The organism is Paenibacillus anseongensis (assembly GCF_009757995.1).
In the GTDB taxonomy this organism is placed as follows: Bacteria; Bacillota; Bacilli; order Paenibacillales; family NBRC-103111; genus Paenibacillus_E; species Paenibacillus_E chondroitinus.
This window is the reverse complement of sequence record NZ_WSEM01000028.1, coordinates 74,974-86,653: the sequence shown is the minus strand read 5'-3', so window position 1 is coordinate 86,653 and position 11,680 is coordinate 74,974. Positions and strand designations below refer to the sequence as shown.

11 protein-coding genes, 12 tRNA genes, 1 rRNA gene and 1 riboswitch are annotated in these 11,680 nt (G+C 48.7%); of the genes, 23 read left to right on the top strand and 1 reads right to left on the bottom strand.

The genetic code is table 11. From position 1 onward, the window contains the following. Nucleotides 1-150 precede the first annotated feature (150 nt). The 21 genes from rrf (at nt 151) to GON05_RS28500 (ending at nt 7,931) form a co-directional block, all read left to right on the top strand. Nucleotides 151-267: ribosomal RNA gene (gene rrf, locus GON05_RS28600) — 5S ribosomal RNA — on the top strand. 43 nt (nt 268-310) lie between these two features. Further along, nucleotides 311-386, top strand: a tRNA-Asn gene (locus GON05_RS28595). 27 nt (nt 387-413) lie between these two features. Beyond that, nucleotides 414-505 (top strand) — tRNA-Ser (locus tag GON05_RS28590). 39 nt (nt 506-544) lie between these two features. After that, a tRNA-Glu gene (locus tag GON05_RS28585) sits at nt 545-619 on the top strand. A 15-nt stretch (nt 620-634) separates the two neighbouring features. Beyond that, nucleotides 635-707: transfer RNA gene (locus tag GON05_RS28580), tRNA-Val, on the top strand. A 16-nt stretch (nt 708-723) separates the two neighbouring features. Beyond that, nucleotides 724-800: transfer RNA gene (locus GON05_RS28575), tRNA-Met, on the top strand. Between the two features lie 30 nt (nt 801-830). After that, nucleotides 831-907 (top strand) — tRNA-Asp (locus GON05_RS28570). Nucleotides 908-922: 15 nt separating this feature from the next. Beyond that, nucleotides 923-995, top strand: a tRNA-Lys gene (locus GON05_RS28565). A gap of 16 nt (nt 996-1,011) precedes the next feature. Next, nucleotides 1,012-1,096, top strand: a tRNA-Leu gene (locus tag GON05_RS28560). Between the two features lie 145 nt (nt 1,097-1,241). Further along, nucleotides 1,242-1,493: a DUF1450 domain-containing protein gene (locus GON05_RS28555; protein WP_127458787.1), complete on the top strand. Its 252-nt coding sequence runs from the start codon at nt 1,242-1,244 to the stop codon at nt 1,491-1,493. Between the two features lie 118 nt (nt 1,494-1,611). Then, the gene (locus GON05_RS28550; protein WP_127458788.1) at nt 1,612-2,121 is read left to right on the top strand and encodes a ferritin; all 510 of its coding nucleotides are present in this window, start codon (nt 1,612-1,614) and stop codon (nt 2,119-2,121) included. 134 nt (nt 2,122-2,255) lie between these two features. Beyond that, nucleotides 2,256-2,882 carry a GyrI-like domain-containing protein gene (locus GON05_RS28545; protein ID WP_157323995.1) on the top strand — a complete coding sequence of 209 codons (627 nt, stop codon included), beginning with the start codon at nt 2,256-2,258 and terminating at the stop codon, nt 2,880-2,882. Between the two features lie 49 nt (nt 2,883-2,931). Then, entirely contained in the window at nt 2,932-3,387 is a 456-nt protein-coding gene (locus tag GON05_RS28540; protein ID WP_157323993.1) for a hypothetical protein, read from the top strand. Nucleotides 3,388-3,401: 14 nt separating this feature from the next. Further along, complete coding sequence (locus GON05_RS28535; RefSeq protein ID WP_309492252.1) at nt 3,402-4,100, top strand: AIM24 family protein; 699 nt, start codon at nt 3,402-3,404, stop codon at nt 4,098-4,100. Nucleotides 4,101-4,201: 101 nt separating this feature from the next. Beyond that, nucleotides 4,202-4,276: transfer RNA gene (locus GON05_RS28530), tRNA-Gly, on the top strand. An 8-nt stretch (nt 4,277-4,284) separates the two neighbouring features. Beyond that, nucleotides 4,285-4,361: transfer RNA gene (locus tag GON05_RS28525), tRNA-Arg, on the top strand. Between the two features lie 23 nt (nt 4,362-4,384). Further along, nucleotides 4,385-4,458, top strand: a tRNA-Pro gene (locus tag GON05_RS28520). Nucleotides 4,459-4,465: 7 nt separating this feature from the next. Continuing rightward, nucleotides 4,466-4,536: transfer RNA gene (locus tag GON05_RS28515), tRNA-Gly, on the top strand. Between the two features lie 291 nt (nt 4,537-4,827). After that, the gene (locus tag GON05_RS28510) at nt 4,828-5,898 is read left to right on the top strand and encodes an aldo/keto reductase (protein WP_338114210.1); all 1,071 of its coding nucleotides are present in this window, start codon (nt 4,828-4,830) and stop codon (nt 5,896-5,898) included. A 142-nt stretch (nt 5,899-6,040) separates the two neighbouring features. Further along, a riboswitch (cyclic di-AMP (ydaO/yuaA leader) is annotated at nt 6,041-6,190 on the top strand. 1 nt (nt 6,191) lies between these two features. After that, complete coding sequence (locus GON05_RS28505; protein ID WP_246239540.1) at nt 6,192-7,103, top strand: C40 family peptidase; 912 nt, start codon at nt 6,192-6,194, stop codon at nt 7,101-7,103. Between the two features lie 168 nt (nt 7,104-7,271). Further along, complete coding sequence (locus tag GON05_RS28500) at nt 7,272-7,931, top strand: hypothetical protein (RefSeq protein ID WP_157323990.1); 660 nt, start codon at nt 7,272-7,274, stop codon at nt 7,929-7,931. An 85-nt stretch (nt 7,932-8,016) separates the two neighbouring features. Here GON05_RS28500 and GON05_RS28495 read toward each other — a convergent pair whose 3' ends face one another. Further along, nucleotides 8,017-9,198: a glycosyltransferase family 2 protein gene (locus GON05_RS28495; RefSeq protein ID WP_181646546.1), complete on the bottom strand. Its 1,182-nt coding sequence runs from the start codon at nt 9,196-9,198 to the stop codon at nt 8,017-8,019. Between the two features lie 102 nt (nt 9,199-9,300). On the opposite strand from GON05_RS28495, the gene yyaC reads away from it, so the two are divergent. Together yyaC and GON05_RS28485 are read left to right on the top strand one after the other, a co-directional pair. After that, a complete protein-coding gene (yyaC, locus tag GON05_RS28490; RefSeq protein WP_181646545.1) occupies nt 9,301-9,834 on the top strand; it encodes a spore protease YyaC in 534 nt (177 codons plus the stop codon). Between the two features lie 31 nt (nt 9,835-9,865). Next, a complete protein-coding gene (locus GON05_RS28485; protein WP_157323988.1) occupies nt 9,866-11,668 on the top strand; it encodes an ABC transporter ATP-binding protein in 1,803 nt (600 codons plus the stop codon). The last annotated feature ends 12 nt before the right edge of the window (nt 11,669-11,680 follow it).

Genomic DNA, 11,680 nt, shown 5'->3' with positions numbered 1-11,680 from the left:
TCGAGGGCTTAACCAAATGTACCCAAGAAAGTGAAGATAAGCTCTGTAGCTGATTCCGATTACTTTCTCGGGGCCCAGAAAACCTAAAATATTCTTACCTTTACGCAAGTTTCGTATCTAGTTTTCAAGGCGCAAACCACGCTTTGACTGTTTGGTGATGATGGCGGAGGGGACCCACGCGTTCCCATCTCGAACACGACCGTTAAGCCCTCCAGCGTCGATGGTACTTGAACCGCAGGGTTCTGGGAGAGTAGAACGTTGCCAAACATTATAGGGATCTTTTGACGAAAGTCAAAAGTCTCTCTGCTATTCCCTGATAGCTCAGTTGGTAGAGCACTCGACTGTTAATCGAGTTGTCACAGGTTCGAGTCCTGTTCGGGGAGCCACTTTTTTATCCGATGCCAGGCTTTCATGGAGAGGTGTCCGAGCTGGCCGAAGGAGCACGATTGGAAATCGTGTAGGCGTCACAAGCGTCTCGAGGGTTCGAATCCCTCTCTCTCCGCCACCTTAAAGCATGATTTATTCAAGAAAAGCCTGTTTACGCGGCCCGTTGGTCAAGTGGTTAAGACACCTCCCTTTCACGGAGGTAACAGGGGTTCGAGTCCCCTACGGGTCACCATTATGTATTTCCCATGGAGGCTTAGCTCAGCTGGGAGAGCATCTGCCTTACAAGCAGAGGGTCGGCGGTTCGATCCCGTCAGCCTCCATTTTCCTTTTTAACGACGCGGGGTGGAGCAGCTCGGTAGCTCGTCGGGCTCATAACCCGAAGGCCGCAGGTTCAAATCCTGCCCCCGCAACCAACCTCTTGACGAGGTGTTATATTTTTGTGTGGAGCCGTGGTGTAGAGGCCTAACATGCCTGCCTGTCACGCAGGAGACCGCGGGTTCGAATCCCGTCGGCTCCGCCATTTTTTATGAAGTTTGAGTCATTAGCTCAGTTGGTAGAGCACCTGACTTTTAATCAGGGTGTCGTAGGTTCGAATCCTACATGACTCAGTTTTTTTTATTTTATGCGGTCATGGCGGAATTGGCAGACGCGCACGGTTCAGGTCCGTGTGGGCTAACCCCCCGTGGAGGTTCGAGTCCTCTTGACCGCATCACCAAGAGTTTTCTTAATTCCTTCTATAGGAGCTAAGGAAGCTCTTTTTTTGTACATCCATTTGCAAATTTCTGTTGACATTGATTATTATTATCACTAATATCAGGTTATGGGCGGTAGATATGAGCGGTGGAGGTTATGACATGAAAACGATTAAATACTGCTGCAGAAATGAGAAATTCGGATCCAAACAAATATATAAGTCATTGAAAAATGAATACCCTGATCTGAAGCAAAAGAAGAAGGATTGCCTAGGAAACTGTAAACATTGCAAGAAAGAATGCATCGCGATGATCGGCAAAAAGGATCTGGTTTGTGCCGCTTCGCCTGACTTACTATATGCTCAGCTCAAGCAGATTATTGCTGAATCCAGGGCTGAAACCGTAATGGCTTAAGTACATAACCTTTGTAAAATTTATGACTTCCGTTTGTATTTGTATATGAAGTTCTGGTAATCTTGTATGTATGGGGATTTGCAAAATGTAACCATACAGAAAGGATGTGCAGCACATCATGTTAAAAGATGAACTAACGGAAGCGCTCAATGAGCAGATGAACTATGAATTTTACTCCGCGCACGTCTATTTGGCCATAGCTGGTTATTGTGCAGCAGAAAGCTTGGATGGGTTCTCGAACTTTTTTATCGTTCAAGCGGAAGAAGAGAAATTTCATGCAATGAAGATTTTCAAATTTATTAATGATCGCGGGAAAAAGGTTGCTTTCGCCGGCATGGATACGCCAGTGAATGAGTACGAATCGATCCTCGACGCTTTTGAGCATGCATACAAGCATGAGCAGGAAGTGACAAGACGTATTTACCATCTGTCTGATTTGGCTCTCAACGATCGTGAGCATGCGACGATGCAGTTCCTCAAATGGTTTATCGATGAGCAGGTAGAGGAAGAAGCGATGTTCGACAGCATTATTAACAAGTTGAAACGAATCGACAAAGACAGCAATGCCTTCTTCATGTTGGATGCGGAATTTGCACAGCGCACGTTCACTCCACCAACCGGGGAATAATTACATACGATACTAACGAAGACCAAAACTTACTTTTTCGCCGTTTACAGCGAAGGGTAGGTTTTTTCTATGTTTACTGACGCATAGCTGTCAGGGTTTATTTTATATACTGAAAGAAAAAAAGGAAGTGCCGCATGGAGAAGTTAGATTTAGCCAAAGTCTACAAATCCTATTACACAGCTCCGACGAAACCACAGCTAATGGAATTTGGACCTGTTTGGTATGTGACCATCCAAGGAACTGGGGATCCGAATGGGGATGTCTTCGCACAAGCGACTGAAGCGCTCTACACGCTTTCTTACAGCATTAAGGGCATTTATAAGATGGAGGAGAAAGACTTCACTGTGGCCAAGCTGGAGGGCTTGTGGTGGGTAGATGGAGATAGCCGGAACGCGCTCGAGGTGCCGAGGGAGCAGTGGCGTTGGAAACTTTTGATCAGGATGCCCGATTATGTTACAGCAGAGAAGGTAGAGGAAGCCCGAGTTAAAGCTTTAGGCAAGAAAAAGGAGCTGGAGCTGCTTTCGGATATTGTATTTGAAACCTTGCATGAAGGAAGCTGTGTCCAGATGCTGCATATGGGTCCGTATGCTTCCGAGCCTGAAACGCTAAACCAAATGTACGAATTTATGGAGACAAGTCATTTAAGCATCAGCGGCCTCCATCATGAAATCTATTTATCTGACCCGAGGAAGATTGATCCTTTGAAAATGAGAACGATTTTGCGTTACCCTGTTAAGGCGGCAGGAGTGGTGAAGGGTTGATTTTTGCTGTAAAATAGAAGAAAATGTCGAGCTCTTGGGAGGGAAGGCGATGCGGACACGGCATATATCTGTTATTGGTCATGTGATCGGCGTGCTGGTGATTTGGATAGGGCTTATGTACCCTACTTCTGCAGCCCAAGCCTCCTGGCTCGATAGGGTGAAAGATATCTATCAATTGCCTGAGAATGTGGAGCAAATTCAGAAAGATTACGAGGCAACGAAACAGCAATTAGAGGAGCAAAAGGACAAGCTCTCGGAAACGATTCGGCATTCGCAGGAAACCGAGGAAAAGCTCCTTCAACAAAACGAAGCGCTTCAGAAAGAAAATGAACGCCTGCAAGAGCGCTTAAAGGCCATGGAGCAGGTTGCAATAGATAAAGAAAACCGGAGTCGGAAGATAACGAATATGGTTATCGCGGTGGTCGTGCTTGTAGTGTTGTATTTTGTACTTGGACGGGTGTTCCGGTATGTGGTCTGGCGGAGGCAGAAGCGTCAAATGAGATAGGAGGCCTGAGAGGCGTGGAAGTTACTTTCGAACATGCAAGCTCACACGCAAAAATGGCCACACTGCGCATCGAGAAGGACGAATCGATCCATGTGCTGCATCCGAACCAAATCGTAGCTTTTCAAGGGAAGTCTGAGCAAAGAGAGGATTCTTTGATGAAGCTGCCCAGTATGTACCGAAAAAAACGTCTAATTCAGTCGCGCGTGTATGGTCCTGCTCAGCTCATGCTAGGTTTGCCAGAAGGCTACAGTATGTCAGTGGTGCCTATTGGTGATGAGGATGATCTTTTGTATGAGTTCCGGCATGTTCTGTTTTATACCGGCGGTGTCAGCTTTACTTCCCACTTACAAAATGTTAAAAATACACTGATCACGCAAGATCTCGTGAAAATGCAGTTCAAAGGGCCGGGAACGGTGGGGCTTTTGACCGCTGGTCCGTTGTATCAGATGGCTTTGGATCCGAAACAGCCTTTATATGTGGATATTCATTGTCTAATTGCGTATCCTCGGAATGCAGTACTGCGTCTTTGTGTATATGGCAATACATTAGCGAGCCAGCATATGAATTATCATTGGGAGATGACAGGGCAAGGACATGTGCTGCTGCAGCCATGTAAGCCGGATCGCAAGTTGGATGAGCATATGAAAAACGATAGCTTATTGCGGCGAATTGCAAGGGAAGTGCTGCCTTTTGGCGGTATTTTTATAAAATAAGCGATTGGTAACAAAAAACATTTGCATTTGTTCTGAAATCCTGATATATTATTCCTTGTCGCCTCTGAGAAAGAAATGAAGTGACAAGCAACACATACCGTGCGGAAGTGGCTCAGCGGTAGAGCATCGCCTTGCCAAGGCGAGGGTCGCGGGTTCGATCCCCGTCTTCCGCTCCATATTTTAAGCGCCCTTAGCTCAGCTGGATAGAGTATTTGACTACGAATCAAAAGGTCGGGAGTTCGAATCTCTCAGGGCGCGCCATTTTAATTAAGTTATAAGCGTTTCGGGATGTAGCTCAGCTTGGTAGAGCACCTGCTTTGGGAGCAGGGGGTCGCATGTTCAAATCGTGTCATCCCGATATTTACGCGGGTGTAGTTCAATGGTAGAACTTCAGCCTTCCAAGCTGGTAGCGTGGGTTCGATTCCCATCACCCGCTTCACAAGAAAAGAAAGAGCCACCTTCGGGTGGCTTTTTCTTTTGTGCGGGTAAGGGAAGAGAACCCACAGGGATTCGGCCGTCCGTGAAGGCAAAGGGAACTGGCGTCCGCTATTTCGAGCAAATCAGCCGAATTCCCCGCCTAGGGGAACTACAGGGCTCTATTTGCTGCCAAAAAGCGGCGCATCACCCGAAAGCGGCAAAATAGAGGACCATAGTTCCCTCAGAAGGGCGAATGCACCCTTTTCCAGCTAAATAGAGGCCTGTAGTTCCGTTAACGTACAGAAGAGACGTGATACAGCCACAAAGTCGTCCTAACCCGATGCCCGAGCCCGCACATTCCTTGGCAAAAGTAAATGAAAGCGGTATACTTATTTTGTTAACGTGTGCATTAGCGTGGGACGATATCAATGAAATGAGGTCGGCGACTATGAAGGCGAAAAAGCTAGGACATGCAGGTTTTGACATCTCAAACATAACTTTTGGCTGTTGGGAGCTTGGAGGAGGTCCTTGGGAGTTCACGAACGACCAAAATAATATCGAGCTCATCCGTAAAGCGTTCGAGCTGGGCATCACAACGTTTGATACAGCTGAAGGCTACGGCAATGGACACTCGGAAGAGATCGTCGGCGCTGCTTTGGCGGATATACGTAAGCAATGCATCATTACGACGAAGGTGAGCCGAAGCAATCTAGCTCCTCAAGATGTAAGAAGATCGGCAGAAAACAGTTTGAACCGTTTGAAGACTGATTACATAGATGTGTATTACATTCACTGGCCAAGTTTTGAGATCCCGGTGCAGGATACGCTTGATGAATTTGTGAAGCTGAAAGAAGAAGGCTTAATTCGGGCTATCGGCGTTTCGAATTTCTCTTTGGAGCAGCTGAAAGAAGCGGTGAACTACGCGCAAATCGATGTCATTCAGCCGGAATACAGTTTGCTGCACAGAGCTATCGAGCCAGAGATTTTGCCATTCTGCCTGGAGCATAACATTGGTGTGATGAGCTACAGCTCAATCGCCAAGGGGATTCTGACAGGTGCTTTCCACCTTCATGGAAAGGCTTTGAAAGAAGGAGACTTCCGCAAGGAGAGAAGGCTGTTCCTTCCGGAGCATCTGGAGGCGGAGAAAGAGCTTTTAGCTGTCATGAAAGAAATGGCGGATGCCAAGGACGCTAACGTGACACAGATCGCAATTGCTTGGCTGCTGCACCAGGAAGCACTTACCTCGGCTATTATAGGGACACAGGATGAGCATCATCTTGAAAATAATATCAAAGCGGCCTCATTATCATTATCCGCCTCAGAGTTAGCAACTTTGAACACAGTCAGCGATCGTGTGCTATCAGTCATTGGTTACACATAATTGCAAGGAAAACCACCCTAAGGGTGGTTTTTTTTGCCTATTATCCCGAGTATTCCGTACGCAATATGCGACAAAATGTATTGGTAAAACTTACCGTTTTGCAAAGGTTGTACCTACCAATTAAACTATGCTAGTCTAACATAGACAAAAAATGCCGAATCTTGGAGCATCGCAAGCTCTGGTACGGGGGACTTCTTTATTTGGGGTGAATGAGCGCTGCTAGCTGAGCGTACTAGGGAAAACCTCTTCCCGAACCCGTCAACTAACCTCGGAGGCGTCAAGGAGGCAAGGTTTTGAAATCTTTTTCTTCACGTCTTATTTGTTCATGCGCACTATTATGCGCCGCAGTACCGATGTTTACAGCACACTCCGCTCAGGCTGCATCCGCGCCTACGGACCGCCCTGTCAAGGTGCAAGTCAATGATGAGCTGCTGAAGTTTCCGGAAGTTCAGCCTTACATTGATGACAAGGGCATCATGCAAGTTCCACTCCGAGTGCTATCTGAGAAGCTGGGCTATCAGGTGAGCTGGGAGAAGCAAGAGGACCAAATCGAGGTCACACTGGTTAACAAACAGCAGTCCATCTTACTCATTACAGAGCAGCAACAAGCGCTTGTGAACAGTAAGAAGATCAGTTTGGAAAGCAGTCCAACCGTGTACCAAGGGAATACATATGTCCCACTGCGTTTCATCACGGAAACCTTCGGTTCGCCAATTGAATGGAATGAAGCTAATCAGATCGCGATTGTGGATGTGGATGGAAAATCGCACAAGCCAGCCTGGATCGCACCGCCGCCACCACCAGCTCCAGCACCTGCACCTAAGGTGGCAGCCGCTGCCGTTGTTCCGTCTGTGAGTGAGCAAATTATTCAGGCGGCGAACTCCTATATGGGCGTGCGTTATGTATGGGGTGGAACGACGCCGAGTGGTTTTGATTGCTCCGGTTTTGTTCGATTCCTGTATCAAGCGAAGGGGATTGATTTGCCCCGTACGTCAGCGGAGATGCACAGTGAAGCAGGTACGAAAGTTTCAGATTTGAAAGCCGGAGACTTGGTATTTTTTGCTTCAAAAACAGTGAATCACGTAGGCATTTATCTCGGCAATGATCAATTCATTTCAGCGACAACATCCAGAGGCGTGGCTGTGGATAGCCTTTCGAGCGCTTATTGGAGCGCAAGGTATGTCGGAGCGAGAAGAGTTCTGTAAGGATAGGACTATCGAACACTTGTTTCTATGTTCTTTCAATTGAAAGACATAGAAGGCAGGTGTTTTTTTTCGTTCGCAGAATCATGCGATTTTTATCGAAATTTTATGGTTTTTAGCCTATAATGAAGAAATGTTTGGAAGAAAGAAAGAGCAGGTGAACACGAGCGCATGCAATTAAGTGTCTGGAAGAGTTGGTTTCATAAAAAGAGACATTCGAGTGTAGCAGATAGCATGTATACCGTGGATAAGGGACCTGCAATGCCAGATGAGGTCAGGGAAGTTATTCAGCAGTTTTTTCGTACATACAATCATTTCAAAGGGGCCAGAAGCCTGCAAACGGATACGTTTATCAAAGAAGTATTTTACGCGACGAAGCAGGATCCGAAAGATCAGCGAACAGTTGAAGAAATGGAAGCCTATATTCAACATAAGAATGTGCTGAGATTGCGCTTGAAATCTTATGTAATCGATGAGTATCTGAGTCTTGGTGAAAAAATCTGTATGATTGGTGTTACGAGGGAGTTTAGCAACAATCACAAGAATCGCGTCTTGTATTTTCTGATTAAGGAAAATGATTCCTGGAAGTTCCACCATATTGCAAGGTCGCATCATGGCACCATTTTAGATAAATTTCAAATTAAAGAACAAACGGGTTTCGTCGTAGGCAACGATAAAGCTGCACTCCTGTTCCTCACACACTCCAGTTCGTTAGATGCCTCCACGTTTATTACGGGAGATTATGTGCATGCGGAGGGGTATTTGGAAGTGGAACAAGAGCCGAGCAGCCATTTGTATTATAGAGTTGTACGGATGAATCGTGTTCACTAGAACGATAAACGATATAATGGTGCCACATACCGTGAGGGTAAGCTTTGCTCTGTCGAGTAACGCTTATTTGGCGTTTGCTCCAAGGTTACTTCTTACTTCTTTTAAGTTCACGAAGCGAATAAAAGGTACCTCTCCAGTAAATGCCGCCTTGTTTCCAAGTAAGCCAAACGGAGCGAATCATTGTATAAACAAGCAGTGAGGCGCTGACGGGAAGCAGATAGGCGGAATCACCTCTGAGGCTCATTAATCGGGACACTAGCTTGCGATAGAGCCAGATTTGCAGGATAACAGCAACCGCATAGACGGCTCCGCGCCAATCCCAGAGGAAGAGGAGGCCAAGCCACGGGCATATAAAAAAGCCGATCTGTCCCAAACAAGCGAGTAATGCGACCATGTAGCTGTAACGAAAGCCGGAAAAAAGGTTTTTTTCCAGACCAATTACCGCATCTTTGAGCGAACGGTACCATTCCACTTGAAGCAGGTGTTTGGCAGACAGCACTCTTTGGCGGTAACCAGCTCTTTTGAGGAAGATGCCTAACTGTAGATCATCGTCAGGTCGTAATGCGATCGCTTTATGCATACCAATCGCTTCATAGGCGCTCCGGCTTACCATATTAAAGGCTCCGATCCCGATGCCTGTTCCTTTCGCGTTGTCGATATTTGCACGCCAAGGTCGAACGAACAAAGAAAATGAGAACAGAAAGAAATGAACGAAACCCTTGAGTAAAGCGCCTCGCGCAAACATATTGGGGGTCAGCGTGAGATGCTGCACATCCTGTTCCTTCATATAGGTGACCGCGTCGGTGATCGTACCGGGAGCAAAAAGAATATCCGCATCTGTAAAAAGCAAATACTGCCCTCTTGCCTGGAGATACCCTTGGTATAGCGCATGATTTTTGCCAAGCCAACCATCCGGCAGATGCGTGATGTGAATGATTTGCAGTTTGGTACGGATGTCCTGCTTACCTTCCGACCACTTGCGTAGCTCCTCCAACCGGACACCGGTAGCGTCCCGGGATCGGTCATTCACGGCGATGATCTCGAGGCGCGGGTAATTTTGGGAAAGCAGATGCTTGACGGTCTCGCGAATTGTCGATTCCTCTTCTTTGGCGGCGATGATGACGGATACGAGCGATGGCTTGTCCGAGAAAGAAGTGAGCGGAGACTTAGGCAGCGTTCGCAGGTTGGGCAAACCTTTTAACACATCCACAGTGACGTATAACCAATACAGGAGGGTCAGAAGAGCGATGATGCCGAGAGTGGACACAGGATACCTCCTTATGGAAGAATAGAAGTTGATCGCATTATATCATTCATCCTTGGTAGGGGGAAATTTTTGCTGGAAGCTTGTATGAGGGGGTAATGATGGATGGGAGAGACGTTAGACAGGCGGGAGCAATTTTGGAAAAAAATGAATGGCGAGCAGTTAGCTACTTTTCTTGCAACTATTGAAAAATCGTCTGAAATGGAGCCAAGCGCGCTCTTTTTTGTATGTATCGGGACAGACCGATCAAGCGGTGATGCCTTGGGGCCGTTAGTAGGCAGCAAGCTCGTTCAAAGTGGGTATCCTCATGTCATAGGGACGTTGGAGGCACCTTGTGATGCCAGTAATATCGCGGAGCGTCTGCAGGAAATCCCGCAGGGCCATGTCGTTATTGCGATAGATGCTTGTTTGGGTCAAAAGCTGTCGGTAGGCATGTACCAAGTATCGAATCAGCCCCTGGCGCCAGGGAAGTCGGTTGGCAAAGATCTACCACAGGTTGGCGATTATACCATTGCCGCCATTGTCAACGTGGATGGGCCTAGGCAGTATAACATTTTACAAACGACGTCGCTTTACAGGGTTATGAATATGGCGGATGAAGTTGTGGAAGCGATTCGGCATGCATTTCCCCTTGCATAAACAGTTTAAGTAACAGAATGGAGGGACGAAAATGGCACCAGGCGATATGAGGCGTCTATCCGATAGGGACCGGCCTAAAGCGAAATTGAAGGATGTGTCGGTTAAAAGAATTCTGACCTTGTTCCGAGGATACTGGGGACAACTCTTAGGCATTATCGGATTGGCGCTGCTTGCAGCTGTGGTTGGGTTAATCCCCCCTTTGGTCATGAAGGAGATCATTGACCAGGCGATACCTCAAGGAAGTATGAAGCTGCTGGCCGAGATGGCAATGCTCATGCTGCTGCTTCCAGTCGTGAGCGGTGTGCTGGGGGTATGGCAAAATCATCTCAATACCAAAGTAACGCAAGGGGTTATCCGGGATTTGGGGCTGTCTTTGTTTCAAAATTTGCAGCGCCAGTCCATGGCGTTCTACACGGATGCCAGATCGGGTGAAATCGTGCAGCGGATTACGGGAGATGTGCAGGCCGTTCAAGGGGTGGTGACCTCGCTAGTGGTGTCTTCCATCACCCAGCTTGTCATCGTTGCGACAACGATTGGGATTTTGTTTGCCCTGGATTGGAAATTGGCTATTATCGCTGTGCTGATTCTTCCTCTTTTCATGATGCCGGTTAAAAAGGTTTCCAAGCTGCGTAAAGCGCTTCGCATCGAAACGCAAAAGGTAAGGTCCGATATTACCTCGCAGCTGAGTGAAAACTTCGGCATCTCCGGCGCTTTGTTGACCCGTATTTTCGGCAGGGAGCGTCAGCAGGAGGCTGAATTCAAAGCGATGAACCAGAAGGTGATGGATCTGGAGCTGCGGCTCAATCTGGTCGGCCGATGGTTCGGGATGGCGACGAGTACGCTCGGGCCGCTTGGGACAGCCATTATTTACTTGTATGGCGGGTATTCGGTGATTTCCGGCACCATGTCACTTGGGGCCATTGTTGCATTCTCGGCCTATCTCGGCCGACTGTATATGCCTGTAGGCACACTGTTGAACCTACAGGTGGAAGTAGGGACGGCGCTGGGGGTATTTCAGCGGATTTTTGAATACCAGGACATGGTGCCCGATGTCATGGATGCTCCTGATGCGCGGCCGCTGAGCCAAGTGGCGGGACGAGTGGCTTATAAGCAGGTTTCCTTCGCTTATAAGCCAGGGCAGTACGCGCTGCGCGACGTCACGTTCGAGGCGCAGCCTGGCGAGATGATCGCGCTCGTCGGGCCGAGCGGCGCCGGTAAATCGACGCTGATCGGCATGATCGCGCGGCTGTACGACCCGACGGAGGGGATCGTCGAGGTCGACGGCGTGAACGTCCGCGACGTAGGGCTTGCCTCGCTGCGCGCGCAAATCGCGTACGTGACGCAGGAATCGTTTCTGTTCCACGCGACGATTGGTGACAACCTGCGCTTCGCGCGGGTGGACGCTACGCGTGAGGAGATGGAGGCCGCGTGCCGCCAGGCCTACATCCACGATTTCATCGTGTCGCTCCCCGAAGGGTACGACACGATGGTGGGCGAGCGCGGGCACCGGCTCTCCGGCGGCGAGCGCCAGCGGATCGCGATTGCTCGCGCGATCCTGAAGCGCCCGCGCATCCTCATCCTCGATGAGGCGACGTCGCACCTGGACTCGGAATCCGAGTCCTATGTGCAGGCGGCGCTCGAGGAGCTGATGCAAGGGCGCACGACGCTCGTGATCGCGCACCGGCTCTCCACAGTGCTGGCCGCCGATCACATTCTGGTGATCGAAGCGGGCAGCGTCGTGGAGCGGGGCACGCACCGCGAGCTGTTGGCTCTTGACGGGCTGTACGCGCGGCTGTACAGCACGCAGTTCGCCAAGACGGAAGAAGAGGCGTAGGATAGCCCTGGA

Excerpts from the sequence above, each read along its gene's own strand:
- GON05_RS28485 (WP_157323988.1), top strand. The coding sequence starts at position 9,866 with ATGGCACCAGGCGATATGAGGCGTCTATCCGATAGGGACCGGCCTAAA.
- GON05_RS28545 (WP_157323995.1), top strand. The coding sequence starts at position 2,256 with ATGGAGAAGTTAGATTTAGCCAAAGTCTACAAATCCTATTACACAGCT.
- GON05_RS28500 (WP_157323990.1), top strand. The coding sequence starts at position 7,272 with ATGCAATTAAGTGTCTGGAAGAGTTGGTTTCATAAAAAGAGACATTCG.
- GON05_RS28550 (WP_127458788.1), top strand. The coding sequence starts at position 1,612 with ATGTTAAAAGATGAACTAACGGAAGCGCTCAATGAGCAGATGAACTAT.
- yyaC (WP_181646545.1), top strand. The coding sequence starts at position 9,301 with ATGGGAGAGACGTTAGACAGGCGGGAGCAATTTTGGAAAAAAATGAAT.
- GON05_RS28555 (WP_127458787.1), top strand. The coding sequence starts at position 1,242 with ATGAAAACGATTAAATACTGCTGCAGAAATGAGAAATTCGGATCCAAA.
- GON05_RS28540 (WP_157323993.1), top strand. The coding sequence starts at position 2,932 with ATGCGGACACGGCATATATCTGTTATTGGTCATGTGATCGGCGTGCTG.